Origin of the sequence: Pseudomonas sp. MH9.3 (assembly GCF_034354675.1) — a bacterium.
Classification (GTDB): Bacteria; Pseudomonadota; Gammaproteobacteria; order Pseudomonadales; family Pseudomonadaceae; genus Aquipseudomonas.
Window position 1 is genome coordinate 1,952,965 of the sequence record NZ_CP133785.1, and the last position, 26,831, is coordinate 1,979,795.

At 62.5% G+C, this 26,831-nt stretch carries 26 protein-coding genes and 1 riboswitch; of the genes, 5 read left to right on the top strand and 21 right to left on the bottom strand.

The annotated features are described in order from the left end of the window. Nucleotides 1-29: 29 nt before the first annotated feature. The 13 genes from RHM60_RS08270 to cobO all read right to left on the bottom strand — a co-directional run bounded on the left by RHM60_RS08270 (nucleotide 30) and on the right by cobO (nucleotide 13,035). Complete coding sequence (locus RHM60_RS08270; RefSeq protein WP_209983521.1) at nucleotides 30-581, bottom strand: glutathione peroxidase; 552 nt, start codon at nucleotides 579-581, stop codon at nucleotides 30-32. Nucleotides 582-732: 151 nt separating this feature from the next. Next, nucleotides 733-1,941: an MFS transporter gene (locus RHM60_RS08275; RefSeq protein WP_416195169.1), complete on the bottom strand. Its 1,209-nt coding sequence runs from the start codon at nucleotides 1,939-1,941 to the stop codon at nucleotides 733-735. Between the two features lie 54 nt (nucleotides 1,942-1,995). Beyond that, nucleotides 1,996-2,400: a MarR family winged helix-turn-helix transcriptional regulator gene (locus tag RHM60_RS08280; protein WP_209983523.1), complete on the bottom strand. Its 405-nt coding sequence runs from the start codon at nucleotides 2,398-2,400 to the stop codon at nucleotides 1,996-1,998. A gap of 42 nt (nucleotides 2,401-2,442) precedes the next feature. Beyond that, nucleotides 2,443-3,171, bottom strand: a complete 729-nt coding sequence (locus tag RHM60_RS08285) for an adenosylcobinamide-GDP ribazoletransferase (protein ID WP_322214162.1) — start codon at nucleotides 3,169-3,171, stop codon at nucleotides 2,443-2,445. A 2-nt stretch (nucleotides 3,172-3,173) separates the two neighbouring features. Then, a complete protein-coding gene (gene cobC / locus RHM60_RS08290; protein WP_322214163.1) occupies nucleotides 3,174-3,749 on the bottom strand; it encodes an alpha-ribazole phosphatase family protein in 576 nt (191 codons plus the stop codon). Continuing rightward, nucleotides 3,746-4,801, bottom strand: a complete 1,056-nt coding sequence (gene cobT / locus RHM60_RS08295) for a nicotinate-nucleotide--dimethylbenzimidazole phosphoribosyltransferase (protein WP_322214164.1) — start codon at nucleotides 4,799-4,801, stop codon at nucleotides 3,746-3,748. Before cobT ends, cobC begins: the two co-directional genes overlap by 4 nt. Beyond that, nucleotides 4,798-5,319: a bifunctional adenosylcobinamide kinase/adenosylcobinamide-phosphate guanylyltransferase gene (cobU, locus tag RHM60_RS08300; RefSeq protein ID WP_322214165.1), complete on the bottom strand. Its 522-nt coding sequence runs from the start codon at nucleotides 5,317-5,319 to the stop codon at nucleotides 4,798-4,800. The genes cobT and cobU overlap by 4 nt, the downstream gene beginning before the upstream one ends. Nucleotides 5,320-7,089: 1,770 nt before the next feature. Then, on the bottom strand, nucleotides 7,090-8,541 hold the full coding sequence (locus RHM60_RS08305; RefSeq protein WP_322214166.1) for a cobyric acid synthase: 1,452 nt from the start codon (nucleotides 8,539-8,541) through the stop codon (nucleotides 7,090-7,092). Beyond that, the gene (cobD, locus tag RHM60_RS08310) at nucleotides 8,538-9,527 is read right to left on the bottom strand and encodes a threonine-phosphate decarboxylase CobD (RefSeq protein WP_322214167.1); all 990 of its coding nucleotides are present in this window, start codon (nucleotides 9,525-9,527) and stop codon (nucleotides 8,538-8,540) included. Before cobD ends, RHM60_RS08305 begins: the two co-directional genes overlap by 4 nt. Then, complete coding sequence (gene cbiB, locus RHM60_RS08315) at nucleotides 9,520-10,428, bottom strand: adenosylcobinamide-phosphate synthase CbiB (RefSeq protein WP_209983539.1); 909 nt, start codon at nucleotides 10,426-10,428, stop codon at nucleotides 9,520-9,522. Before cbiB ends, cobD begins: the two co-directional genes overlap by 8 nt. Continuing rightward, the gene (gene bluB / locus RHM60_RS08320) at nucleotides 10,425-11,075 is read right to left on the bottom strand and encodes a 5,6-dimethylbenzimidazole synthase (protein ID WP_231421562.1); all 651 of its coding nucleotides are present in this window, start codon (nucleotides 11,073-11,075) and stop codon (nucleotides 10,425-10,427) included. The genes cbiB and bluB overlap by 4 nt, the downstream gene beginning before the upstream one ends. Continuing rightward, a complete protein-coding gene (locus RHM60_RS08325) occupies nucleotides 11,072-12,427 on the bottom strand; it encodes a cobyrinate a,c-diamide synthase (RefSeq protein ID WP_322214169.1) in 1,356 nt (451 codons plus the stop codon). Before RHM60_RS08325 ends, bluB begins: the two co-directional genes overlap by 4 nt. After that, nucleotides 12,424-13,035 (bottom strand): cob(I)yrinic acid a,c-diamide adenosyltransferase, encoded by a 612-nt coding sequence (gene cobO / locus RHM60_RS08330; protein WP_209983545.1) that lies wholly within the window; start codon nucleotides 13,033-13,035, stop codon nucleotides 12,424-12,426. Before cobO ends, RHM60_RS08325 begins: the two co-directional genes overlap by 4 nt. A 79-nt stretch (nucleotides 13,036-13,114) precedes the next feature. Further along, nucleotides 13,115-13,370, bottom strand: a riboswitch (cobalamin riboswitch). Nucleotides 13,371-13,469: 99 nt separating this feature from the next. Here cobO and RHM60_RS08335 point away from each other — a divergent pair. After that, nucleotides 13,470-14,783: a sorbosone dehydrogenase family protein gene (locus RHM60_RS08335; protein WP_322214170.1), complete on the top strand. Its 1,314-nt coding sequence runs from the start codon at nucleotides 13,470-13,472 to the stop codon at nucleotides 14,781-14,783. Nucleotides 14,784-14,905: 122 nt separating this feature from the next. On the opposite strand, the gene RHM60_RS08340 is transcribed toward RHM60_RS08335, so the two are convergent. From RHM60_RS08340 to RHM60_RS08360, 5 genes are all read right to left on the bottom strand, one after another. Next, complete coding sequence (locus RHM60_RS08340) at nucleotides 14,906-15,451, bottom strand: C40 family peptidase (RefSeq protein WP_057010337.1); 546 nt, start codon at nucleotides 15,449-15,451, stop codon at nucleotides 14,906-14,908. Between the two features lie 144 nt (nucleotides 15,452-15,595). Next, on the bottom strand, nucleotides 15,596-16,225 hold the full coding sequence (locus tag RHM60_RS08345; RefSeq protein WP_060548805.1) for a C40 family peptidase: 630 nt from the start codon (nucleotides 16,223-16,225) through the stop codon (nucleotides 15,596-15,598). Nucleotides 16,226-16,434: 209 nt separating this feature from the next. After that, a complete protein-coding gene (hda, locus tag RHM60_RS08350) occupies nucleotides 16,435-17,139 on the bottom strand; it encodes a DnaA regulatory inactivator Hda (protein WP_209983550.1) in 705 nt (234 codons plus the stop codon). 203 nt (nucleotides 17,140-17,342) lie between these two features. Then, on the bottom strand, nucleotides 17,343-18,416 hold the full coding sequence (locus RHM60_RS08355; RefSeq protein WP_057010335.1) for an AI-2E family transporter: 1,074 nt from the start codon (nucleotides 18,414-18,416) through the stop codon (nucleotides 17,343-17,345). Between the two features lie 36 nt (nucleotides 18,417-18,452). Further along, entirely contained in the window at nucleotides 18,453-19,493 is a 1,041-nt protein-coding gene (locus RHM60_RS08360) for a DUF2066 domain-containing protein (protein WP_209983554.1), read from the bottom strand. 357 nt (nucleotides 19,494-19,850) lie between these two features. Between RHM60_RS08360 and purM the strand changes: the two genes are divergently transcribed. The 4 genes from purM to RHM60_RS08380 all read left to right on the top strand — a co-directional run bounded on the left by purM (nucleotide 19,851) and on the right by RHM60_RS08380 (nucleotide 22,825). Next, the gene (gene purM, locus RHM60_RS08365; RefSeq protein ID WP_209983556.1) at nucleotides 19,851-20,909 is read left to right on the top strand and encodes a phosphoribosylformylglycinamidine cyclo-ligase; all 1,059 of its coding nucleotides are present in this window, start codon (nucleotides 19,851-19,853) and stop codon (nucleotides 20,907-20,909) included. Continuing rightward, complete coding sequence (gene purN / locus RHM60_RS08370; protein ID WP_322214171.1) at nucleotides 20,909-21,559, top strand: phosphoribosylglycinamide formyltransferase; 651 nt, start codon at nucleotides 20,909-20,911, stop codon at nucleotides 21,557-21,559. Before purM ends, purN begins: the two co-directional genes overlap by 1 nt. An 8-nt stretch (nucleotides 21,560-21,567) precedes the next feature. Further along, nucleotides 21,568-22,281, top strand: a complete 714-nt coding sequence (locus tag RHM60_RS08375; protein ID WP_003238835.1) for a DUF3108 domain-containing protein — start codon at nucleotides 21,568-21,570, stop codon at nucleotides 22,279-22,281. Nucleotides 22,282-22,636: 355 nt separating this feature from the next. Then, entirely contained in the window at nucleotides 22,637-22,825 is a 189-nt protein-coding gene (locus RHM60_RS08380) for a hypothetical protein (protein ID WP_209983560.1), read from the top strand. 98 nt (nucleotides 22,826-22,923) lie between these two features. On the opposite strand, the gene RHM60_RS08385 is transcribed toward RHM60_RS08380, so the two are convergent. The 3 genes from RHM60_RS08385 to relA form a co-directional block, all read right to left on the bottom strand. Next, entirely contained in the window at nucleotides 22,924-23,469 is a 546-nt protein-coding gene (locus tag RHM60_RS08385) for a DUF2058 domain-containing protein (RefSeq protein ID WP_322214173.1), read from the bottom strand. Between the two features lie 25 nt (nucleotides 23,470-23,494). After that, nucleotides 23,495-24,328, bottom strand: a complete 834-nt coding sequence (mazG, locus tag RHM60_RS08390) for a nucleoside triphosphate pyrophosphohydrolase (RefSeq protein WP_322214174.1) — start codon at nucleotides 24,326-24,328, stop codon at nucleotides 23,495-23,497. A 140-nt stretch (nucleotides 24,329-24,468) separates the two neighbouring features. Continuing rightward, a complete protein-coding gene (gene relA, locus RHM60_RS08395) occupies nucleotides 24,469-26,712 on the bottom strand; it encodes a GTP diphosphokinase (RefSeq protein ID WP_209983563.1) in 2,244 nt (747 codons plus the stop codon). Between the last annotated feature and the right edge of the window lie 119 nt (nucleotides 26,713-26,831).

A 26,831-nucleotide genomic window follows, 5' to 3' on the forward strand; every position in this document is an offset into this window, starting at 1 on the left:
GGGAGGCGGGGCTTTTCAATGGGCGCCCATCAGGGTTTGGAGGCGATTGCCTTTTCGACCGCGTCTATCAGCTCCGGGCTGTCGGGCTTGGTGAGGCTGGAGAAGTCGGCGATGACCTTGCCCTGGCGGTCCACCACGTACTTGTAGAAATTCCATTTGGGCGCGTTGCTTTGCTGCGCCAGCACCTTGAACAGGTGCACCGCGTCCGCGCCCCTGACCGGCTGCGGCTCGGTCATGGTGAACGTGACGCCGTAATTCACATAGCAGACCTTGGCGGTCTCCTCGCCGGTCCTGGCTTCCTGCTTGAAGTCGTCGGATGGCACGCCGATCACTTCCAGCCCCTGACCCTTGTAGCGTTGGTACAAGGCTTCGAGACCTTTGAATTGCGGCGCGAACCCGCAGAAGCTCGCGGTATTGACGATCACCAGCGGTTTACCGGCAAAGCGCTGGCACAGGTCGATGGATTCTTTCGCACGCAACTTGGGCAGTTGCCCTTCGAGCAGCGGCGGACACTCGGCAGCCATCGCCACCCCGCCAAAAGCCGCCATCAACACGGGAACTGCAAGCCAGCGCATGTGCATGTGGAAATGTCCTATAAAAAATTCAGAGCCCGAACTTAACAGATCGACATACCCAGTTGCATCAACGCCAGTCCTCCACGTTGCCAGCCCCACCAGGCCATCAGCAACAGGACGATGCCGGCGACGATCACCAACGACCTTGCTGTCCCGCTCATGCTGCCTCCATCTGCGCCTGCAGCCTGGCCACCGGCCGCTCGCGCACCGGCCAGTTCAGGCCTGCTGCGATCAGGCTGAGCACGATTGCCACCTGCCAGATCAAATCGTAGTTACCGGTATGATCATAGACCACCCCGCCCAACCAGCCGCCGAGGAACGAGCCGAGCTGGTGAAACAGGAACACAATCCCACCGAGCATGGAGAGGTTTCGCACACCGAACAGCGTCGCGACCGTGCCATTGGTCAGCGGCACGGTGGACAGCCACAGAAACCCCATGGCCATGCCGAACAGGTACGCGCTGACCTGGGTCACCGGCGCCCACAGGAACAGCGCGATCACCACCGCACGCAACAGATACAACCCCGTGAGCAGGCGCGGCTTGGACATGCGCCCGCCGAGCCAACCGGCGGTGTAGGTGCCGAAGATATTGAACAGGCCAATCAACGCCAGCACGGTGGTGCCGACCGTGGCCGGCAAATGCTGGTCCACCAGGTAGGCGGGCAAATGCACGCCGATGAACACCACTTGAAAACCGCAGACAAAGAAACCAAAAGCCAGTAACCAGAAGCCGGAGTGGGAACAGGCTTCCCGCAACGCTTCACGCAGGGTCTGCTGGCCGACCAGTACCGGCAGCGGCCTGTCCTTGAGCATGCTGACCAGCGGCAGAATCAGCGCCACCATCAAGCCCAGTGCCAAGAGCGCGGCCGACCAACCCAGCCAACTGATCAGACCCAGGGTGCCCGGCACCATGGCGAATTGGCCAAAAGACCCGGCGGCGCTGGCAATGCCCATGGCCATGCTACGTTTTTCCGGGGCCACCGCACGCCCGACCACACCGAGGATCACCGAAAACGAAGTGCCGGACAGACCGATGCCGATCAACAGGCCCGCGCTTAACGAGAGCGACCACGCCGAATCGGACAAGCCCATCAACACCAGGCCCACGGCGTAAAGAACGCCGCCGACAAACACGGTTTTGGTCGCGCCAAAGCGGTCGGCCAGGGCCCCGGTGAACGGCTGCGCCAGGCCCCAGATCAGGTTTTGCAAGGCAATGGCGAAGGCGAAGGTCTCACGGCCCCAGCCGAATTCGGCGCTCATCGGCGACAAAAACAGGCCAAAGCCATGACGCACGCCCAAAGACAACGCCAGGATCAGCGCACTCCCCACAAGAACCCAGCCACTGGTGCGCCACATCGAGGTCATTTCTTATTCTCCGCTCGCGGGTATATACCCGCTTATCGTCGAACGAACCCGCCCTCAGGCGAGTTCGTCCAGCAAGGCCAACAGGGTTTCGCGCTTGTCGGCGCCCAGTCGGTCAATCAGTTTCTGCTGCGCCGCTTCCCAGGCCGGCAACGCAGCAGCCAGCCGCTCTGTACCGGCATCGGTCAACATCACCAGACGGTTTCGCAGGTCGCTACCCTCGACCAACTGCACCAGGCCTTCGCATTCCAGCACCCGCAGATTGCGCCCCAGGGTGCTGCGATCCAGGCCCATGGCATCGGCCAGGCTGGAAATACTCGGCTGATCCAGCCGCTGCAGGTTGCACAGCAGTGAATACTGGGCGACGTTGATCCCGAAGCCGTCGAGGGCGCCGTCGTAGTGCCTGCTGACGCCACGAGCGGCGCGACGCAGGTTGATACATAAACATTGGGAGGCAAGCATGGAGCGTGTATATACCCGCGATTGAGCAAATGCAAGAAAGTGTTACAAAGCCAGCCCGACCAGCACCGCCACTTCCAGCAGCTCCAGCACGGCGCCGGCCGTATCGCCAGTGGTGCCACCGAGCCGCTTGACCATCAGCCGGCGCAGGCCGATAAAGCACAGCGCTGCGAGCAGCACGGCGATGCCGCCACTGAAACCGCCGATCAGCAGGCAGGCCAAACCGCTGAGGATCAGCACCTGCTGGCCCACCACGCGCGGTAAATAATCTGACAAGGCCTGGCCCAATCCCCCTGCCCGCACATAGCGCGTGGTGAGAAACAGCGCCAGCATCGAGGCGCGCCCGATCAGCGGCGCCAGGATCAAGGCCGCACCGCTGTGCTGCTCGATCAGGGCGACCAACGCCGCGAACTTGAGCAGCAACACCAGGCCCAGGGTTACCACGGCAATCGGCCCGCTGCGCGGGTCTTTCATAATGCTGAGCGTACGCTCGCGGTCGCCGAAGCCACCGAGCCAGGCATCCGCACTGTCTGCCAGGCCGTCCAGGTGCAGGCCGCCACTGAGCAATACCCACGCAGTCAATAGCAGCGCGGCGTGCAGCAACAGCGGTGCGCCCATCAACAGACTGTTCAAGCCCCACAGCAGCAACCCGAACAGCAAACCCACCAGTGGATAAAACAGCAACGACCGCCCCAGCTCCTGGGGTGGCGGCATGCCCGGCAGGCGAATCGGCAGGCTGCTCAAAAATTGCAGGGCGATCCAGAACGGCAACATGATCAGATGTCTTCCTTCAATAAACCGCCTGCGCCGACGCGCAGGCTGAACAGCCCGCCGTGGCCGACTTCGACGTTCAGCAACTGCTCGCGGGGCAGGCCACGCGCGCGGGCCAGCAGCAAACGCATCACCCCGCCGTGGCTGATCAACAGCACTCGCTCACCGGCATAGGCCTGATGCAGGCGTGAGACCGCACCAAGTACGCGGTCGGAAAAATCGCTGACCGGCTCTCCCTCGGGTGGGGTGAAGTTATACGGATCGGCCCAGAACAGGCCCAGGCCTTCAGCATCGGTTTGCATCAGTGCCGCCGCGCTCTGCCCTTCCCAGGCACCGAAGTGCAGCTCCTGCAGGTCTTTTTCCAGGCTCACCGGCAGGTCGAGGCGTGCACCCAACTCCTCGGCAAAACGCGCACAGCGTTGCAGCGGCGAACTGATTACGCGGGCCCAGGGCCCCTGCTCGACCACGGCGGCACGCATCTGCGCCCAGCCGTTGGCGGTGAGCGCGTCATCCAGGCTGCCGCGCAGTCCACCGCCCAATTCGGTTTCACCGTGACGCAGCAAGTCCAGGTGCAAGGTCATGCAGGACGGTCCGCCACGGCCGCTTCGGCGAAGGTCGCCATCTGCCCGTGCAGCGCGCAGGCCAGGCGCAACAGCGGCACCGCCGTTGCCGCGCCACTGCCTTCGCCCAGGCGCAGGCCAAGGTCCAGCAATGGCTGGGCGTCGAGGCGTTGCAGCACGTGGCGATGCCCTGGCTCGGCGCCACGATGGCCAAACAGCAGCCAGTCGCGGCACGGCGGGTTCAGATGCGTGGCAACCAGCGCCGCGACGGTGCAGATAAACCCGTCCACCAGCACCGCGACGCCCTCCTGGGCACAGGCCAGATACGCGCCGACCAGCGCCGCGATCTCAAACCCGCCGAGGTTGAACAGCGTCTGCAGCGCATCACCGCGTTGCCCGGCGTGCAGCGCCAGCGCGCGCTCGATAACGGCCACTTTGTGGCTGACACCCTGGGCATTGAGCCCCGTGCCCGGGCCGGTCAGGTCTGTCACCGGGCAATCGAGCAAGGCACACGCCAACGCACTGGCGGCGGTGGTGTTGCCAATGCCCATCTCGCCGCCGATAAACAATTGCGCGCCGCTCTCCACGGCGCGCAGCACGCTATCGCGGCCGGCTTGCAGCGCTTGCCTGCCCTGGGCCGCAGTCATCGCCGGGCCCTTGACGAAATTCGCCGTGCCCGCGCCGAGATTCAAATGACGCACGCCGGGCAGTTTCAACGCAGGCGTGACGGTGCCGAGGTCGACCACTTCCAGCTGTGCATCCAACTGGCGCGCCAACACACTGATGGCCGCGCCGCCGCTGACAAAGTTGTGCAGCATCTGCCCGGTCACTTCCTGGGGAAAGGCCGATACACCTTCGGCAACCACGCCGTGATCGCCGGCGAAGATCGCGATCCACAGCCGATCCACCGACGGTTTGACCCGTCCCTGCAACCCCGCCAATTGCACCGCCAGCGCTTCCAGTTGGCCAAGGGAACCGGCCGGCTTGGTCAATTGCTGCTGGCGTGCCAGGGCTTGTTCGTACGCCGAGGCGTCAATCGCCTTACACGGGTTGAGCCACCAGGTGTCACTCATAACGCAGTACCTTTCAAAGTCAGGGGCAGGCCGGCGACGATCAGGACAACACGCTGACAACGCTCGGCCAGGGCTTGATGCAGCCAACCGGCTTCATCCACATAGCGGCGAGTCAATTCGCCCAGCGGCACGACACCCAGACCGGTCTCGTTGCTGACAAAAATGATCTGCCCAGGCAGCGAGGCCAGGGTGTCCAGCAGTTGATCGCGCTCGAACGCCAGGCGCCCTGCGTCCTCGAGCATCAGCAGGTTGGTCAGCCACAGGGTCAGGCAGTCCACCAACAGGCAGCGATCCACTGCCGCGTTGTCGCGCAGGACACGCGCCAGCTCAATGGGCTCTTCGATCAAACCCCAATGCTCGGGTCGACGCTGGCGATGCAAGGCAACCCGCTCATTCATCTCACCGTCCAGCGGCTGGCTGGTGGCGATATAAGTGACCGGCAAACCACTGTCGCAGGCAAGCTTTTCGGCGAGACGGCTTTTGCCGGAACGAGCGCCACCGAGGATCAGTTCAAGCATGGATGGCACCTTCGGTTGGCTGAAATTGTTTGGCTGTCAGGCCGCCATCGCGGGCAAGCCCGCTGCCACAGAAAAGCACATCAGCTTTTGAGCTGGCTTTTGATTTTGCTTTTGATCTCAGGCGCCCCGTAAAACCACGCTGGCCGAACGCAGGTTTGAATCCGTGGGCAACTCGGCAGGACGCCGGGTTAGCCGCGATGGGCCATGGATGGCCCATCGCGGCGGCCCACGGATTCAAGCCTGTGTTCGGGCACACCGAGCCTAAGCGAGGTGCCGAGTGGTGGGGTGAGAGCCTTTTGGTTACTTTTGGGCTCTTCCAAAAGTGACCCGCTGTAAGAGCGGAACCATAAGCAGCCGTTACCGCAGCAACGGATATGTACACTGAAAAACCGCCATCGGGAGCAAGCCCCCTCCCACATTTGGAACGCGGCGCTTCAGTTAAATAGTGACCGGCTGTCAGGCCGCCATCGCGGGCAAGTCCGCTGCCACAGAAAAGCACATCAGCTTTTGAGCTGGCTTTTGATTTTGCTTTTGATCTCAGGCGCCCCGTAAAACCACGCTGGCCGAACGCAGGTTTGAATCCGTGGGCAACCCGGCAGGACGCCGGGTTAGCCGCGCTGGGCCATGAATGGCCCATCGCAGCGGCCCACGGATTCAAGCCTGTGTTCGGGCACACCGAGCCTAAGCGAGGTGCCGAGTGGTGGGGCGAGAGCCTTTTGGTTACTTTTGGGCTCTTCCAAAAGTGACCCGCTGTAAGAGCGGAACCATAAGCAGCCGTTACCGCAGCAACGGATATGTACACTGAAAAACCGCCATCGGGAGCAAGCCCCCTCCCACATTTGGAACGTGGCGTTTCAGTTAAATAGTGACCGACTGTCAGGCCGCCATCGCGGGCAAGCCCGCTGCCACAGAAAAGCACATCAGCTTTTGAGCTGGCCTTTGATTTTGCTTTTGATCTCAGGCGCCCCGTAAAACCACGCTGGCCGAACGCAGGCTTGAATCCGTGGGCAACCCGGCAGGACGCCGGGTTAGCCGCGCTGGGCCATGGATGGCCCATCGCGGCGGCCCACGGATTCAAGCCTGTGTTCGGGCACACCGAGCCTAAGCGAGGTGCCGAGTGGTGGGGTGAGAGCCTTTTGGTTACTTTTGGGCTCTTCCAAAAGTGACCCGCTGTAAGAGCGGAACCATAAGCAGCCGTTACCGCAGCAACGGATATGTACACTGAAAAACCGCCATCGGGAGCAAGCCCCCTCCCACATTTGGAACGCGGCGCTTCAGTTGAATAGTGACCGGCTGTCAGGCCGCCATCGCGAACAAACCCGCTCCCACAGAAAAGTACATCAGCTTTTGAGCTGGCTTTTGATTTTGCTTTTGATCTCAGGCGCCCCGTAAAACCACGCTGGCCGAACGCAGGCTTGAATCCGTGGGCAACCCGGCAGGACGCCGGGTTAGCCGCGCTGGGCCATGGATGGCCCATCGCGGCGGCCCACGGATTCAAGCCTGTGTTCGGGCACACCGAGCCTAAGCGAGGTGCCGAGTGGTGGGGCGAGAGCCTTTTGGTTACTTTTGGGCTCTTCCAAAAGTGACCCGCTGTAAGAGCGGAACCATAAGCAGCCGTTACCGCAGCAACGGATATGTACACTGAAAAACCGCCATCGGGAGCAAGCCCCCTCCCACATTTGGAACGTGGCGCTTCATTTAAATAGTGACCGACTGTCAGGCCGCCATCGCGGGCAAGCCCGCTTCCACAGGGGCGCTGTCTGTACACCGTCAGATTCCACACAGTTTGCGTAACAACTCGGTGTCCAGATGGTTCTCGACCAAATCCGCCAACCGCTCGATATCGCGCTCACGCAACGCGTGGTAATCCACCTCCTGCACATCCGGCAACCCGGCCCAACGCAGCAAGGCGCTGCACGCGGCGGGAGTTTCGAACAATCCGTGCAAGTAGGTGCCGAGAATTTGCCCGTCAGCACTGAGCGCGCCATCACTGCGCCCATCATCGAGCAGCACCGCAGCACGCAACAGCCCGTCACCCGACGTCACCCCCGCATGAATCTCATAGCCACTGACCTCAGCGTCCTCCAACAACAGCCGCCCACGCACATTGCGCAACTGCTTTTCTTCTTCAAGCGTGGTGGTGAACCCCAGCAACCCCAGCCCATCACTGGACCCCGCCGCCCCTTCCAGCCCAAGCGGGTCATGCACCTGCTCGCCGAGCATCTGCAAACCACCGCAAATCCCCAGCACCTTGCCGCCATAGCGCAAATGCCGCGCCACGGCGCTGTCCCAGCCATTGGCGCGCAGGTACGCCAAGTCACTGCGCACACTTTTCGAGCCTGGCAGGATGATCAGGTCGGCGGCCGGGATCGGCTGGCCCGACCCCACGAACTGCAAATCTACCTGGGGATGCAGGCGCAACGGGTCGAAATCCGTATGGTTGCTGATGCGCGGCAACACCGGCACCACCACCTTGAGCACCTGCGCAGCCTTGTCGATCTGGCGCCGGTCGATGCCGTCCTCGGCCTCCAGGTGCAGGTCCATCACATAAGGCAACACGCCCACCACCGGTTTGCCGGTGCGCGCCTGCAGCCAATCCAGCCCCGGCTGCAGCAGCGCGATGTCGCCGCGAAAGCGGTTGATGATGAAGCCCCGAACCCGCGCCTGTTCGCTGGGCGAGAGCAATTCCAGGGTGCCCACCAGGTGGGCGAACACGCCGCCACGGTTGATATCGGCGATCAGCAGCACCGGGCAATCCACCGCCTCGGCAAAGCCCATGTTGGCGATGTCGTTGGCGCGCAGGTTGATCTCTGCCGGCGACCCCGCGCCTTCCACCATCACCACCGGGTAGGCTGCGCTCAGGCGCGCGTGAGAGGCCAGTACCGCCTGCATCGCGATGGCTTTGTAATCGTGATAGGCCACCGCGTTCATGCTGGTGACGGCGCGGCCATGGATGATGACCTGGGAACCGGTGTCGCTGTTGGGTTTGAGCAACACCGGGTTCATGTCGGTGTGGGGCGCCAGGCGCGCGGCCTGGGCCTGTACAGCCTGGGCACGGCCGATCTCGCCGCCTTCGGCGGTCACGGCGCTGTTGAGGGCCATGTTCTGCGGCTTGAACGGCGCCACCGCCACGTCCTGGCGCACCAGCCAGCGGCACAGCGCGGTCACCAGGGTACTTTTGCCGGCATCGGAGGTGGTGCCCTGCACCATCAGCGTACTCATGCGGTCTCCCGGTAAGCGGCCAGGGCCGTATCGAGGCGCAGCCAGTCGGCCTCGGTGTAGGGCAGGCCGAAGCGCAGGCTGCTGTTGTGGACAAACAGGCGCAGCAGGATGCCGCGCTGGGCCATGAATTCGTGCAGCCGTTCGGCGTGCGTCGTGATCAACCACTGGAACAGAGCGCAGCCGCCCTGAGGTTGAAAGCCGTGGCGCTCGAGCAGGGCAAACAAACGCTGAGCGGCCTCGACACACCGCGCACGCTGGCGCGTATGCCCGTCGCTGTCACGCAGACATGCCTGACCCAGCACGCGCGTCGGCCCGCTGACGGCCCAGGGACCGACCTGCTCGGCGAGCAACTTGAGCAACCGCCGCTCGGCCAGGACAAAGCCAAGCCGCACACCGGCCAGGCCGAAGAACTTGCCGAATGAACGCAGCACGATCAACCCGACCTGATGGGCATGGCCTGCCAGGCTCAGGTGCGGGGTGACGTCCATGAACGCTTCGTCCACCACCAGCCAGCCACCGCGTTGCGCCAGGCGGGCGTGCCAATCGAGCAGACGTTGCGGGCTCAGGTTCAACCCGGTGGGGTTGTTCGGGTTGACCACCACCAGCACATCGAGGCTGTCGAGAAAGAAGTCGACTTCCTGCTCCTGCACTTCGCGCACCACATACCCGGCGCGACGCCAGGCCTCGGCATGTTCGGCATAACACGGCGACAACACGCCGACCTTGCCGGAGCGACGCAGGCGCGGCAGTAGCTGGATGGCCATCTGGGAACCGGCCACAGGCAACACATGCGCCGCGCCGTAATACTCGCTGGCGGCCAACTCCAGGCCATCGTCGGTTTCCGGCAGGCGCGCCCAGGCCCGCAGCGGGATCTCGGGGATCGGCCATGGCCACGGCGCCAGGCCGCTGGACAGGTCGAGCCACTGATCTTCGGCAATACCGTATTGAATGGCCGCCTTGCGCAGCCGTCCGCCGTGCTCAAGCATAAAATTGCGCCCCCGCGCACAGGATCAGCAGCCACAACCATACGCCGCGTTGCACCAGTTGCCAGCCCCGCTCGATGGCATCGGCATCCGCCGGCGGGCCTTCGCCCAGCGGTGGACGCTGGTGCAGCTCGCCGTGATAAATCGCCGCACCGCCAAGCGCAACGCCCAGCGCGCCCGCGCCGGCCGCCATCACCGGGCCAGCGTTGGGGCTGTCCCAGGTCAGACCCTGGGTGCGCCAGCACTTGAGCGCCAGGCGGGTCTTGCCCAGCACGGCGTAGGTCAAGGCCACCAGCCGTGCGGGAATATAGTTGAGCACATCGTCAATTCTGGCCGCCGCCCAGCCGAAGCGCTCGAAGCGTTCAGTGCGGTAGCCCCACATCGCGTCCAGCGTATTGCTCAGACGATAAAGCACCACGCCCGGCACGCCGGCAACCACAAACCAGAACAGTGCGGCAAATACCGCGTCGCTGCCGTTTTCCAGCACCGATTCGGTGGCGGCGCGGGCGACGTCGGTGGCGTCCAGTTCGGCGGTCTCGCGGCTGACCAGGTAGCTCACCCGTGTGCGCGCCTCAACCAGGTCATCGCTGCGCAGGGCCTGGGCCACGGGCATCACATGTTCGCCCAGGCTGCGCATGCCCAGGGCGCAGTACAACGCGAGGATCTCCAGCGCCCAGCCAATGTAGGGCGCCCATGACAACGCGGTGGCCAGCAGGGTCAACGGCACCACCGCGATCACCCAGGCGGTCACGCCATGGCTGCGCCAGCCGCGTCCACCGCTGTTGAAGCGTTGCTCGATACGCCCGGCGAAGTTGCCAAACGCCACCAGCGGATGCCAGCGCCGGGGCTCACCCAGCAGCGCGTCCAGCGCCACCGCAGCGACGCACAGCAAGGCCACACTCATTGACTCACTCCCCACGCATTTTCATACAGCATGTCACTCAACGGTTGTGGCTCGCGCCAGCCTTCGAGCTGCAGCATCGGCGCCGGATAAAATTCGGCGACCGGGCCCAGGCACAACACGGCCAGGGGTTTGGCGCCCGGCGGCAAGCCCAGCAGGTCGGCCAGGGCCCGGGGCTCGAACAGCGACACCCAGCCCATGCCCAACCCTTCCACCCGCGCTGCCAGCCACAGGTTCTGGATCGCGCAGGACAGCGAGGCCATGTCCATTTCCGGCAAGGTGCGACGGCCGAAGATATGCCGCTCACGGTCATCCATCAGCGCCGCCACCAGCACTTCGGCGCAGTCATGAATGCCTTCGACCTTGAGCTTCATGAACTGGTCGGAACTCTCCCCCAGAGCCTGGGCGGTGCGCACGCGTTCCTCTTCCACCAGTTGCTGAATCCGCCCGCGCAACGAGCGGTCGCTGATACGGATAAACCGCCACGGCTGCATCAGGCCGACACTGGGGGCCTGGTGTGCGGCCTGGAGCAGGCGCTGCAATAATTCGGGTGTGACCGTGCCGCCGCTGAAGTGGCGCATGTCGCGGCGTTCGGCGATGGCGCGGTAGACGGCGTCGCGTTCGGCCTGAGGGAATGCGTGATCGGTCATGGCCCAGTCGCGGGCAAACCCGCTCCCACCGTTTGATCTGTGAACGCTGTCTTGAGGTCCGGCGCAAAAAGCGCGGCCACCGCCGCCGGATTCGACGGAAAGTAAAAGTGCACATAGGAAGCGGTCATCCGTCCCTGTCGATACACCGCCTCGGCGCCGCGCCCGCCATTGGGGCTCAGGCCACGGGCGATCGGCTGCCACTCGGTGCTGGTCAAGGAATGGTGATAGGTATGCCCGCGCAACGTGCCCTCCGGCAGCTCGACACTCTGCAGCGCCAGCGCTGCCAGTTTTTTCTGCATCACCGCGTCGCCCTGCAACAGGCCCACCAGTTCGGCGCGGATGCCGTCGACGTCGGTGAGCGAGTCGAGCAGGTACAACATGCCGCCACACTCGGCGAGCAAGGGTTTGTTCGCCGCGTGATGGGCGCGAATGGACGCGAGCATCGAGGTATTGTGCGACAGCGCCTGGTGGTGCAGTTCCGGGTAACCACCGGGCAGGTAGAGGCTGTCGGCCTCAGGCAGCTGGCTATCGTGGAGCGGAGAAAAGAACGTCAGCTCGGCACCCATCGCCCGCAACAGGTCCAGGCTGGCGCCATAGGTGAAGGCAAACGCTTCGTCCCGAGCGATGGCAATGCGCACGCCGGCGAGCAGCGGCTCGGCCTCGATCACTTCAGGCACGGCAAAGGTCACTGACGGCGGCACCGCCACTTCGCAACTGCTGCCCAGCGCCTGGGCGGCGGCGTCCAGGCGCGCGTCGAGGTCATTGAGTTCACTGGCCTGCACCAGGCCCAGGTGGCGGCTGGGCAGTTCGATACCGGTCTCGCGGGACAGCGCGCCATACCAGCGCAGGCCCTCGGTGAGGCTGCCTTCGAGCAGTTGCGCATGGCGCAGGGTACCGACCCGGTTGGCCAGCACGCCGGCGAACGGCAGGTCCGGCTGGTAGCGCGCCAAGCCTAGGGCCAGTGCGCCGAAGGTCTGGGCCATGGCCGTGCCGTCGATCACGCCGAGCACCGGCACGCCGAAATGTCGCGCCAGGTCGGCGCTGGAGGGCGTGCCGTCGAACAGGCCCATGACGCCTTCAATCAGAATAAGGTCGGCCTCGCCCGCCGCTTCCCACAGCAGGCGGCGACTTTCCTGCTCGCCCACCATCCACATGTCCAACTGATACACCGGCGCACCGCTGGCGCGCTCGTGGATCATCGGGTCGAGGAAGTCCGGGCCGCACTTGAACACGCGCACCTTGCGCCCAAGGTTGCGGTGCAAGCGGGCCAGGGCAGCCGTCACAGTGGTTTTGCCCTGGCCGGACGCCGGTGCGGCGATCAGAACGGCCGGGCAATGACGGGGCTGATTCAAAGTTCGACGCCCTTCTGAGCCTTGATGCCGGCCTGGAATGCGTGCTTGAGCATGCCCATTTCGGTGACGGTATCGCCCATTTCAATCAGTTCGGGCTTGGCGCCACGGCCGGTGACCACCACGTGTTGCATCGGCGGGCGGGCCTGCAGGTCGCTGAGGACCTGATCGAGGTTGAGGTAGCCGTGCTTGAGGGCGATGTTCAGTTCGTCCAGCACCACCAGGCCAATGGAGGCGTCTTGCAGCATCGCCCGGGACACCGCCCAGGCGGCCTCGGCGGCGGCGATGTCGCGCTGGCGGTCCTGGGTTTCCCAGGTGAAGCCTTCGCCCATCACGTGAAAGCGCACCTGCTCGGGGAAGCGGCGGAAGAACATCTCTTCGCCGGTGCTGAAACGCCCCTTGATGAACTGCACCACACCGCACTGCATGCCATGGCCCATAGCGCGGGCCAGCATGCCGAAGGCCGAGCTGCTCTTGCCTTTACCGTTGCCGGTGAGCACCAGCAACAGGCCGCACTCATTCGGCGAGTTGGCGATGCGCTCGTCGATCACGGCTTTTTTGCGCAGCATGCGCGCCAGATGGCGCTCGTCGCGTTCGGGGGAATCGGTCATGGCAGCTCTCCGTTGGGGCTGGACAAAAACGGCGGGCAGGAAACAAGCGCATACAGACAGCCAAGCATCGCCCACCGTGATGCTGTTGAATGTTCAAGGCCGGTCTCCGGACTCATGAGCGGCGCCTGCACGTATCAAGCGCAGGCAGGCCGGCGGCGCGCCTTCCCATATCGCGCACGATACAGTGGCAAACAGCACCGTTTTGACTCATTTACCGTTGCGGGGGCAGCGCCGGGATCGCGGCAGCACTGTGTACAAGTGCGCTCACTCACCGGCTTCCCTGTTTCACTCTGTCGACGCACGCGCCACGGAGCACCTGGAACAAGCGGCGAAGGTTAGTGGGTTGGGGGGGGAGCGTCAATTAAAGCTGGCCTGGCACTTGAACCATACCGCGCAGGCAATCCTCTACCCTTACAGGCATTCAGGAGAAAATCATGCATAAAACAAGACTCGCCTTACTCATCATGCTCGCCGGCACCCTCGCCGCCTGCGGTGAAAGCTCGACGTTGCAGGTCTCGGATGGCACCGGGCCGTCGCCCAAATTGCCGCAGCCGAACAAGACGCTGATCCCCACCGTGAATATCGCACCGGCCATCGGCTGGCCTGAAGGCGCCAAGCCGACGGCCGCCGCCGGCACTCAGGTGGCCGCGTTCGCCGAAGGCCTGGACCACCCGCGCTGGCTGTATGTGTTGCCCAATGGCGACGTGCTGGTGGCCGAAACCAACGCGCCGCCCAAGCCGGATGATGCCAAGGGTATTCGCGGCTGGGTGATGGAAAAAGTCATGGGCCGCGCCGGCGCTGGCGTGCCGAGCCCGAACCGCATCACCCTGCTGCGCGATGCCGACCATGACGGTGTGGCCGAGACACGCACGGTGTTCCTGGAAAATCTCAACTCGCCATTCGGCATGACCCTGGTGGGCAACGACCTCTACGTGGCCGACTCGGACAAACTGCTGCGCTTTGCCTATCAGCCTGGTGAAACCGCGATCAAAACCCAGGGCGCCACGGTGGTGGACTTGCCCGGTGGCCCGCTGAATCACCACTGGACGAAAAACGTGGTGGCGAGCAAGGACGGCAGCAAGCTGTACGTGAGCGTCGGCTCCAACAGTAACGTCGGCGAAAACGGCCTGGAAGCCGAACAAGGCCGCGCAGCGATCTGGGAAGTTGACCGCGCCACCGGCCAGCACCGGATTTTCGCCTCGGGCCTGCGCAACCCCAACGGCATGGCCTGGGAACCGCAAAGCGGCAAACTGTGGACGGCAGTCAACGAGCGCGACGAAATCGGCAGCGACCTGGTGCCGGATTACATCACTTCGGTCAAGGATGGCGGCTTTTATGGCTGGCCGTTCAGTTACTACGGTCAGCATGTGGATGTGCGCGTGACGCCGCAGAACCCGGAGCTTGTGGCCAAGGCCATTGCGCCGGACTACGCCGTGGGCCCGCATACCGCGTCCCTGGGACTGACCTTTGCCGAAGGCAGCAAACTCCCGGCGCCATTCAGCAACGGCGCGTTCATCGGCCAGCACGGCTCGTGGAACCGCAAGCCGCACAGTGGCTACAAGGTGATCTTCGTGCCGTTCGAAGGCGGGCAACCCAAGGGGCAGCCGGTGGACGTGCTGACCGGCTTCCTCGACAAGGACGAGAAAGCCATGGGCCGGCCGGTGGGCGTGGTGATCGATCAGCAGGGGGATCTGCTGGTGGCTGATGATGTGGGGAATAAGGTGTGGCGGGTTTCAGCAGCTAAATAAACGCCGCAAAAAAATGTGAGAGGGGCTTGCCCCCGATAGCAGTGGGTCAGTCAATGAATTCCTGGACTGATGCACCGTCATCGGGAGCAAGCCCCTCCCACATATGGATCCTGGTTTCAGCGTTAAGGGTTGCGCGCCAGATGCTCGGCCGGCAATACGCGCTTGGCGCTCAGGTACGCATTCTGCCAATACGCCTTGGACAGGGTATCCAGCTTCACTGTGCCGCCGGTTTGCGGCGCGTGCACGAAACGACCTTCACCCACGTAGATGCCCGCATGGCTGACGCGGGAACCGCCGCCGGTGGCGAAGAACAGCAAATCACCGGTCTGCAGGTTCTGTTCACTCACGTCCTGGGCGCGCATCACGATCAGTTCGCGGGTGGTACGCGGCAGGGAAATGCCGGCGGCATCACGATAGACGAACCCGATCAGGCCACTGCAATCGAACCCCGAGTCCGGCGTATTACCGCCCCAGCGATACGGTGTGCCAACCAGGCCGAGTGCACGGAAAAGCACGTCTTCGGCCGCAGGCGAGAAACTCTGGGTGGCAGCGTAGTTGAACACCGGCTTGGGCTTGACGGCGACAGGCGCCGGCGGCGGTGGACGGCTTGCGCAGGCGCTGAGCAGCGCGGCGCAAACAAGAAGCATGAGGCGGGCCGAGGTCGACATGGGCAGAACAATCCTGGTCTGGATGCGGCTTTCGCTGCCGAACGCTGAAAACCAGAACGCGCAAGCAAAGCTCGCGCGAACGGATTACAACAATGTCCAGGGATTCTAGCGCTTACGCGTCAAACTTCAAGTATCACTTTAACTTTACTTACTGGCGGTCACTGTGGACGGGGCCATGGCCAGTGCGCGCTTGGCTTCAATGAAGGTCTTGCTCCAGTAACTGTCGCCCAGGCTGTCGACTCGAACACCGCCACTGCGACGGCTGCTGGAGTGGATAAACTGGTTATCGCCCAGGTAGATACCGGCGTGGCTGACACGACCACGGCCCGCTGTACTGAAGAAAAGCAGATCGCCAGGCTTGAGGTTGTTGCGCGCGACCAACGGTGCTTTCACGTTGATCATTTCGCGCGTCGAGCGTGGCAGATTCATGCCCGCCTCTTCACGAAACAGATAACCGATGAAACCGCTGCAATCGAAACCGGCTTCAGAGGTACCGCCGAAACGGTAACGGGTACCGATCAGCGACATGCCGCGTTCGAGGATGCTGTCGGCCAGCACCGGAAGCTGGTAAGGCTTGCTGCCGGAGAAATCGGTCAGCTCTTTTTCGGTTGCCAGCTCTTCTTCGTAAACAGAAGCAGACTGAGCAGCAACGAATTTTGCCTGGCTTTGAACCTGTGGTTTTTGCTGGACAGCCACTTGCTGGGGCTGGGAGGCGCAACCAAACAACAGGGTGACAAGTGCGAGAGGCACGAGGGGTGCGAAGCGATTTAGCATGGGCACGACCGTGGCTGGTATGTAAAGAAGCCGAGACTATGCCCGCTATCGGATCGATTTGCAAATTCAATCGAGGTCTATGTGACTTGGCGATTGGACTGCGCCATCTAAGCCGTAATTCCATTTAATGAGCACAATGCGTAGCCGGTGAGGCTAAAACGCAGGATTTCTGGCGCCTGAAAAATGCCGAACCGTTGCGAATCAAACGGTTACCAGCCCAACGTCTCTTTGAGAAAAGGGATCGTCAATTTTCTTTGTGCCTGCAGGGAGGCCTGGTCAAGTTGTTCGAGCAAATCGAACAACGCGCTCATGCTGCGGGTGCCACGGGTGAGAATAAAATGCCCGACTTCGTCGGTAAGGTGCAGGCCGCGACGCGATGCACGCAATTGCAGGGCACGCAATTTGTCTTCGTCGGACAAGGGACGCATCTGAAAGATCAGCGCCAGGGTGAGGCGTGACTTGAGGTCGGCCAGTTTGACCGGCAATTCCCGGGGCGAGGTGGACGCCGCGATCAGCAGGCGCCTGCCGCTGTCACGCAGGCGGTTGAACAGATGGAACAAGGCTTCTTCCCACTGCGCTTTGCCGGCGATGGCCTGCAGGTCATCCAGGCACACCAGTTCGTATTGCTCAAGGTTGTCGAAAATGCCGATGCCACGGTCCATCAGCTCGGCCAGTGGCAGATACACCGCCGGCTCGCCCATCTGCTCGAAGCGCAGGCACGCGGCCTGCAACAGATGGGTACGTCCCACGCCATGTTTGCCCCACAGATAGATCAGGCTTTCCGTCCACCCGGCGTCGGCTTCGCATAGACGCTCGACATAGCCGAGTGCTGCGGCATTGGCGCCTGGGTAGTAATTGATAAAGGTTGCGTCATCACGCAGACGCACACCTAGGGGCAGCTGAATCGGTTTCATGCTGACTGAACGGCTCCCATCGAACCGCTAGTGGCCTCTGTGTAAAGTTGGCAAAGTCTATACCCGTGACGCCGGGCGCACAATGCAGCAGACCACAAGCAAAATCAAAGGTTTGCGTTAACCTGCCGGTTTATACGGAGTGTTTGACGCGCCCACCTCATAAACAACAAACCCGGCCATGAGCCGGGTTTGTCGCACTGCGATTACAGCTCGGGGTCTTCGACGCCCGTGTACACATCCGAATCCTTGTACAGCACGTGCACATGGCGCACCAACACCATGATCACTGCCGCCACGGGCAAAGCCAGCAGGATGCCGGTAAAACCGAACAGCTCACCGCCCGCCAGGATCGCAAAGATAACCGCCACCGGGTGCAGGCCGATCCGATCGCCCACCAGCAGGGGCGTCAGCACCATGCCTTCGAGGGCCTGGCCGACCATGAACACCGCGACAATCCCCAGCATCGGGTACAGGTCGCCGCCGAACTGGAACAACCCGGCCACCAGCGCCGCGCCGATCCCGATCACAAAGCCCATGTAGGGCACAATGGCCGCCAGACCCGCGATCAGGCCGATCAACAGGCCCAGCTCCAGGCCGATGGCCATTAGCCCGGCCGCGTAGATGATGCCCAGTGCCAGCATCACCAACAACTGGCCACGCACGAATGCACCCAGCACTTCATGGCACTCTGCCGCCAGTGATACCACGCGCTCCTCGCTGTCTCGCGGCAGCAGGCCGCGAATCTTGGCCATCATGATGTCCCAGTCGCGCAGCAGGTAAAACGCCACCACCGGAATCAACACCAGATTCGTCAGCCAACCGATCAGCGCCAGGCTGGAAGCGGTGGCCTGACTGAGCACCACACCGACGATGTCGGTGGTCTGGCCCATATGCTCGCTGATCGCGGCCTTGACCTTGTCGAACTTCCAGAACCCTTCCGACAGCCCCAGCTTGGTCTGAGCCCAGGGCATCGCCGTGTGCTGCAGCCAGTCGAGCATCTGCGGCGCCAGCTCGTACAAGCGAAACAGCTGCTTGGCCAGCATCGGCACCAGCACCAGCACCAGCGCGGTGATGATCAACGTGAACAGCGCAAACACCGTCACCACGCCCAGGGTCCGCGACAGGCCGAGCTTTTCCAGGCGATCCACGACCGGATCGAACAGATAGGCGAGCAACAACGCGACCAGGAACGGCGTCAGGATCGAATGCAGCAGGAACACAAAAACGCACAGCAGGACAATCCCGCCAAGCCACACCCAACGACGCGTATCCGCCATACACCACTCCAATTGCTTCTATATAAGGAAGAATATTTACCAACGAAAACGCAGTTGCGCCTGAGGTTCAGGTGCCGCTGCGGGTTGCGTGCCATCAACTGCGGGTGGCTGAACCGGAGCCTCACCTGCGGGAATTTCCTGCAGCCTGGCCAGGCTCAGTTGGGTGCGCAATTGATCGGCACTGCCATTGACGCGATACACAATGCGATTGCCGTCCACCCACTGCGGCTGGCCGCCAAAAGGTTCCAGCAGGTGAGCGAGCGAGGCGTAACGCTCCAGGTTCATGCCCTGCACTTCCAGCAACTGTTCGGTGGTCACGCCCGGCTTGACGGCAAAGCGCGGCGCGAGCTTCTGGCTGACGGCCAGCAGCACCGCGTCGGCAACCGCAGCGGTGTCGGCGCCTTGCGCGGTGCCCTGCTCGCTTTTATCGCCCAGCCACAGCCGCCATTTGGCCTGCCACTGGCTGCCTTCCTGGCGCGCATGCACCGCGAGCAACGCGTCGGCGCCATAGCGCTCGGAAGCGGCGCGCAACGGCGTGGCGTCGGCGCCTTCCAGATTCGGTGCGGTAGCAACCACCTGTTCATCCAGATCACCCAACGGCAAGCGCAGCGGCAGGCCGCGATGCTGTGCGGCACGGCGCAGCGCCTGGGCGACGGGCTGTCCATCACCGACCAGGCTGCTGCCGTCGGTGGAATCGTTCAGCCACCAGCCAAGGATCGACGGGCGATTGCTGCCCCAGATCGACAGGCCCGCGTCACGCAGCGCGCGGTCAGTACTGACCGGGTCGAAATCCACCTGCAGGCTTTCCGGCGGGCCGGCGTCGTAACCGTATTGCGTGATGATTTGCTGCGGGTCCTTGCGGATTGCCGCCAGGCCCGGGCCTTCGGCGGCCTTGGCGTCGCCGGTCAGGCGAATCACCAGGGTCTGCACCGCGCGCTGGGTGGCCTGGTCGCGCTCCTGGGGCGACTGGCTGCTGACAGGTTCCAGCACTTGATAGAGGCCATTGAGGGTTTCGGCATGACTCGCCAGGCTGAACAACGACAAACAGCCTACAAAAAAGAATTTACACAAACGCATGGAAGATTCCCGAACGACAAATTTAGCGGGTGGAACAGACCGCGTGCACCCGGTTCAGCCAGGCTGTGACCACAGTGATTGATAAAACATTCACAGGGTTGCGGTAAGTTTTCGTACTGTCACAACGATAGCTTGCTCAAGGCTATACCTTAATACGCACCAGGGCAGGGCCGCTGAGCATTTTTTTAATCGGCCTTTTTTAGCCTATATGGCCCTGCCCGTCGGCCCGAGGATGGCCGCTGCCCCTCAAGCCTGATAAAATCGCGCGCCTTCGCAGACCGTCAACGTCGAGGCCTTTTCACAAACGCCGCCGTCGGCTCGGTCGTTACCCAGAAATCCCCCCTAAAGGCCTGGATCATGAGCAAGCAACCCTCCCTGAGCTACAAGGACGCCGGTGTAGACATCGACGCCGGTGAAGCATTGGTCGAACGCATCAAGAGCGTCGCCAAGCGCACTGCGCGCCCCGAAGTCATGGGTGGCCTGGGCGGTTTTGGCGCCCTCTGCGAAATCCCGGCCGGCTACAAGCAGCCTGTGCTGGTGTCCGGCACCGACGGCGTGGGCACCAAGCTGCGTCTGGCGCTGAACCTGAACAAGCACGACACCATCGGCATCGACCTGGTCGCCATGTGCGTCAACGACCTGGTGGTGTGCGGCGCCGAGCCGCTGTTCTTCCTCGACTACTATGCCACCGGCAAGCTGAACGTAGACACCGCGGCACAGGTGGTGACCGGTATCGGCGCCGGCTGCGAATTGTCGGGTTGCTCCCTGGTCGGCGGCGAAACCGCTGAAATGCCCGGCATGTACGAAGGCGAAGACTACGACCTGGCCGGTTTCTGCGTGGGTGTGGTGGAAAAAGCCGAGATCATCGACGGCTCCAAAGTCGCTGCTGGCGACGCCCTGCTCGCCCTGCCATCCTCCGGCCCGCACTCCAACGGCTACTCGCTGATCCGCAAGATCATCGAAGTGTCCGGCGCCGACATCGAAAACACCCAGCTCGACGGCAAGCCGCTGACCGACCTGCTGATGGCCCCGACCCGCATCTACGTCAAGCCGCTGCTCAAGTTGATCAAGGACACCGGCGCGGTAAAAGCCATGGCCCACATCACCGGCGGCGGCCTGCTGGACAACATTCCGCGCGTGCTGCCAAAAGGCGCCCAGGCGATTGTCGACGTAGCCAGCTGGCAGCGCCCGGCAGTCTTCGACTGGCTGCAGGAGCAGGGCAATGTGGACGAGACCGAGATGCACCGCGTACTCAACTGCGGCGTAGGCATGGTCATCTGCGTGGCACAGGAACACGTTGAGACGGCGCTGAACGTCTTGCGTGAAGCCGGCGAGCAGCCTTGGGTGATCGGCCAGATCGCCACTGCCGCGCAAGGCGCAGCCCAGGTCGAACTGAAGAACCTCAAGGCTCACTGATGCCTCGGACCTGTAATGTCGTGGTGCTGCTTTCCGGCACCGGCAGCAACTTGCAGGCCTTGATCGACAGCACGCGCACCGGCGACAGCCCGGTGCGCATCGCTGCGGTGATTTCCAATCGCAGCGATGCCTACGGCCTGCAACGCGCCAGGGACGCCGGCATCGACACCCGCTCGCTGGATCACCAGGCATTCGACGGTCGCGAGGCCTTCGACGCGGCCTTGATCGAACTGATCGACGCCTTCAAACCCCAACTCGTGGTCCTGGCCGGTTTCATGCGCATCCTCAGCGCTGACTTCGTGCGGCACTACGCTGGGCGCCTGCTCAATATCCACCCTTCCCTGCTGCCCAAATACAAAGGCATGCACACTCACCAGCGCGCGCTTGACGCCGGCGACAGCGAGCACGGCTGCAGCGTGCACTTTGTCACCGAGGAACTCGATGGCGGACCTCTGGTCGTACAGGCAGTGGTTCCGGTAGAGTCGGGTGACTCGGCGCAGAGCCTTGCGCAACGGGTTCATGCCCAGGAACACAGAATTTACCCACTGGCTGTTCGCTGGTTTGCCGAGGGTCGGTTGATTCTCGGTGAACAGGGTGCATTATTGGACGGTCAGTTACTCGCGGCCAGCGGCCACTTGATTCGAACTTAGGAGATTTTATGCGTCGCGCCCTGCTCTTCGCTTTTGCGCTGTTCGCCTTGCCTGCCGTGCAGGCAGCAGACCTTCACCCTTTCTCCGCCAGCTACACCGCCGACTGGAAACAGTTGCCCATGAGCGGTTCGGCCGAACGCAGCCTGACCAAGAATGACAACGGCTCCTGGACCTTGAACTTCAAGGCTTCCATGATGATCGCCAGCCTCACCGAAACCAGCGTGATCCGTTTCGACAAGGACGCCCTGCAGCCGGTCAGCTACAGCTTCGAACGTGGCGGCCTGGGCAAATCGAAGAAGGTCAACCTGGACTTCGACCAGAGCGCCAAGAAAGTCACCGGCTTTGAAAACAAGGACCCGGTGAACGTCACCCTGGAAAGCGGCATGCTCGACAAGTCGACTTACCAGTTGGCCCTTCAACGTGACGTGGCCGCCGGCAAGAAAAGCATGAGCTACCGCGTCGTCGAAGGCACGGACGTCGACACTTATGACTTCCGCGTGATTGGCCCGGAAAAGGTCCAGACCAAGGTAGGCGCCATTGACGCGATCAAGGTCGAGCGCGTGCGTGACCCGTCGCAGAGCAAGCGCATCACCCAGATGTGGTTCGCCAAGGATCTGGGCGGCGTGCTGGTGGCGTTGCGTCAGGTTGAGACGGACGGCAAGGAATACAACATCATGCTGCAGGATGGCACTGTTGATGGCCAGGCCATCAAAGGCAGCTGATCGGCAGATTGAACAAAGAGCCTCGCTGAATGCGGGGCTTTTTTTTGCCTGGCATTTGGATGCTGAAGCTTATATCGCTATCGGGAGCAAGCCCCCTCCCACACGTGGAAGGCATTCCACATGTGGGAGGGGGCTTGCTCCCGATAGCGATGACAGGGCCAGCGCAAAATGAAACTTTTGTCATAAAACCCCTTCGCCTACGACCAAGCACCACGGATTACGCGGCCTGCAGCACTGTTGCGTGTCGTGCAATAAATTGTTGCGCGCAAAGACTGTTTACTTAGCAAGCTAACAAAACATATAACAAAGGCCTGCGACGACTTGCCGCAGATCCACCCGAGATTGGAGCAAGCAGATGACTGTAAAAGTGACTGAACGCGACGACGAACATATGTCCCATGAAGCTCTGGGCCACGGGATTCATATCTGGGATGTCCATCAACAAGACCTGTTGGTCGGCATGTTTCACAATGAAAGCGACGCTCATAACTATAAGAACGAGCTGGAAACGCTTGAACTGAAACGCCAGGCACAGAGTTCCTGAAACACTGAAATCTCGCAGGCACCCGGCCCCACACAGCAGCTGGCGTGCCTGCAAAGAAAAACCCCGCCTTGTGAGCGGGGTTTTTCGTGTCTACAGCCTCACCACATCAGATCGTCCGGGATCTGGTAGGCGGCGTAAGGATCATCCTCGTCCGGCACCTGGCTTTCGGTGAGGATATTGAGCTGCACGATACGCTCCGGCGCGCGCTCCTGGATCTTCAGCGCCGCTTCGCGTGGGATCACCTCGTAGCCACCGCCGTGGTGCACGATGGCCAGGGAGCCGTTGCTCAGCTTGTTGCGCATCAACGTGTTGACCGACAGGCGCTTGACCTTCTTGTCGTCCACGAAGTTGTAGTAGTCCTCGGTGGTCAGCTTGGGCAGGCGCGAGGTCTCGATCAGTTGCTTGACCTGCGCCGTGCGGGCCTTGGCCTCGGCTTTTTCCTGCTGCTGCCGGTTCAGTTCCTGATCACGCTTGACCTTCTCGGCATGCGCCTCGGCCACCAGGCGGGCCTGGGTGTCATCCACCTCGGCCTGGCCCTTGTGGACCAGGCGCTGCTGCTTCTGTTTCTCTTTGCCGACCTGCTTGGCCTGCTTTTGGTTGACCAGACCTGCTTTGAGCAACTGGTCGCGAAGGGAAAGGCTCATGGTGCTTACTCACTTAGGCAACTGCTCAACCGCAGCTGGACACATTCTTTTCCTGACGCTTGGCTTCGCCCCACAGGGCGTCCAAGGTTTCGAGGGTGCAATCTTCTATGGGTTGATGCGTATCGCGCAATGCCTGTTCGATAAATCGGAAACGTCGTTCGAACTTGGCATTGGCACCGCGCAGGGCGGTTTCCGGGTCGACCTTGAGGTGACGGGCCAGGTTGACTGCGGCAAACAGCAGGTCACCGACCTCATCGGCGATCGCAGCCGGGTCGTTGGCGGCCATGGCTTCGAGCACTTCATCGAGCTCTTCGCGCACGTTGTCCACCACCGGCAAGGCGGACGGCCAGTCGAAACCGACCTGGCTGGCGCGCTTTTGCAATTTGGCCGCACGGGACAGTGACGGCAGCGCCGTGGGCACATCATCGAGCAGGGACAGCTGCTGCGGCGCGTCGGACTTCTCTGCACGCTCCTCAGCCTTGATCTGCTCCCAGCGCGCCTTGACCTCGTCTTCGCTCAGTTGCGGCACGTCCAGCGGCGCATAGAGATCCCCGGTGGGGAACACATGGGGATGGCGACGGATCAGCTTGCGGGTGATGCTGTCGACCACACCGGCAAATTCGAAACGCCCGTCTTCGCGTGCCAGCTGGCTGTAATACACCACCTGGAACAACAGGTCGCCCAGTTCGCCCTGCAGGTGGTCGAAGTCGCCGCGCTCGATGGCGTCGGCCACTTCGTAAGCCTCCTCCAGGGTGTGCGGCACGATCGTGGCATAGGTTTGCTTGATGTCCCACGGGCAGCCGTATTGCGGGTCGCGCAGGCGGTTCATCAGGTGCAGCAGGTCTTCAAGTGAATACATCGGTCTCTTTCCGCTGAAGATCACATGTGGGAGGGGGCTTGCTCCCGATGACGCTGGGTCATTGCCAGATGGATTTTCTGGCCCACCGCTATCGGGAGCAAGCCCCCTCCCACAGGTTTGGTCCGCGCCCATTCAACTGCTTATGGCGTGCGGTTGCGCCGGGTTTCGATGATGTTCGGCAACTGGGAAATCCGCCCCAGCAAACGCCCCAATGCGTCCAACCCCGGAATCTCGATGGTCAGGGACATCAACGCGGTGTTGTCCTCCTTGTTCGAGCGGGTGTTGACCGCCAGCACGTTGATGCGCTCATTGAGCAGCACTTGCGACACGTCGCGCAGCAGACCGGAACGGTCGTAGGCACGAATGATGATGTCCACCGGATAAGTGAGCACCGGCACCGGGCCCCAGCTGACCTGGATGATCCGCTCCGGCTCACGCCCGCCCAGTTGCAGCACCGAGGCGCAATCCTGACGGTGAATGCTCACGCCACGGCCCTGGGTGATATAGCCGACAATCGCATCGCCCGGCAGCGGCTGGCAGCAACCGGCGATTTGCGTCATCAGGTTGCCCACACCCTGGATCTGGATATCGCCGCGCTTGCCGGGCTTGTAGCCGGTGGCCTTGCGCGGGATCAGTTCCAGCTGTTCGTTGCCGCGCTCCGGCTCCACCAACTGCTGCGCCAGGTTGACCAGTTGCGCCAGGCGCAGGTCGCCGGCGCCGAGGGCGGCGAACATGTCTTCGGCGATCTTCATGTTGGCCTTTTCGGCCAGCTTGTCGAAGTCCACCTGGGGCAGGCCCAGACGCGCCAGTTCGCGTTCGAGCAAGGTCTTGCCGGCGGCGACGTTCTGATCGCGCGCCTGCAGTTTGAACCAGTGGACGATCTTCGCCCGCGCGCGTGAGGTGGTGATGTAACCCAGGTTCGGGTTCAGCCAGTCGCGGCTCGGCGTACCGTGCTTGCTGGTGATGATCTCGACCTGCTCACCGGTCTGCAGGCTGTAGTTGAGCGGCACGATGCGCCCGTTGATCTTGGCGCCCCGGCAGTTGTGGCCGATCTCGGTGTGCACGCGGTAGGCAAAATCCAGCGGCGTGGCGCCCTTGGGCAAGTCGATGGCATGCCCGTCCGGGGTGAAGATATAAACGCGGTCAGGCTCGATATCCACGCGCAGCTGTTCAGCCAGGCCGCCGATATCGCCGAGTTCTTCGTGCCATTCGAGCACCTGGCGCAACCAGGAAATCTTCTCTTCGTACTGGTTGGACCCGGCCTTGACGTCGGTGCCCTTGTAGCGCCAGTGCGCGCACACGCCCAGTTCCGCCTCTTCGTGCATGGCATGGGTGCGGATCTGCACTTCGAGCACCTTGCCCTCGGGACCGATCACCGCCGTGTGCAGCGAGCGATAGCCGTTTTCCTTGGGGTTGGCGATGTAGTCGTCGAATTCCTTGGGGATGTGCCGCCACAGCGTGTGGACGATACCCAGCGCGGTGTAGCAGTCGCGCATTTCCGGCACCAGCACGCGCACCGCCCGCACATCATAGATCTGGCTGAAGGCCAGGCCCTTGCGCTGCATTTTGCGCCAGATCGAATAGATATGTTTGGCGCGGCCGCTGATGTCGGCATCGACGCCGGTGGCCTGCAGCTCGGTGCGCAACTGGCCCATCACGTCGCTGATAAAGCGCTCGCGGTCCAGGCGCCGCTCGTGCAGCAGCGTGGCGATCTGTTTGTACTGATCGGGTTCAAGGTAGCGAAAGGACAAGTCCTCCAGCTCCCACTTGATATGGCCGATGCCCAGGCGGTGCGCCAGCGGCGCATAAATGTCGAAGACTTCGCGGGCGACGCGGTTGCGCTTTTCGTCGTCGGCGGTCTTCACCGCGCGAATCGCGCAGGTGCGTTCGGCCAGCTTGATCAGGGCGACGCGTACGTCGTCGACCATCGCCACCAGCATCTTGCGCAGGTTTTCCACCTGGCCCTGGGTGCCCAGCACCATGGACTGGCGCGGGCTGAGGCTGGCACTGATGGCCGCCATGCGCAGCACGCCGTCAATCAGCTTGGCCACCACCGAGCCAAAGCGCTGGCCGACGGTGGCCAGCTCAATGTGCCCTTCGCGCACGCCGCGATAGAGCACGGCGGCGATCAGCGAATCCTGGTCGAGCTTGAGATCGGCAAGGATCTCGGCGATTTCCAACCCGGTACGAAAGCTTGAGGTGCCTTCGGCCCACAGGTTCTTGGCCGCATTGTCCTGCTGCTCGGACTCACGAGCGAACTCGCAGGCCGCTTTCAAGGCCTCACGGTCCAGTGCCGGATCGACACTGATGGCATGGTCGAGCCATGCCTCCAGATTGATACTGCCGTCGGTGTTGATCGGCTGGTGTGCTCTCACCTGTACCATCTTTCTTACCTTCCCTACGACGCACCTTGGATGCGCCGGAATCATCGCCGACCTTGACTGCGAACTCCGTGGCAGTTCATGGGCCCTGGAGAACGCAGGCCGGTCGGATTAAACGGGCA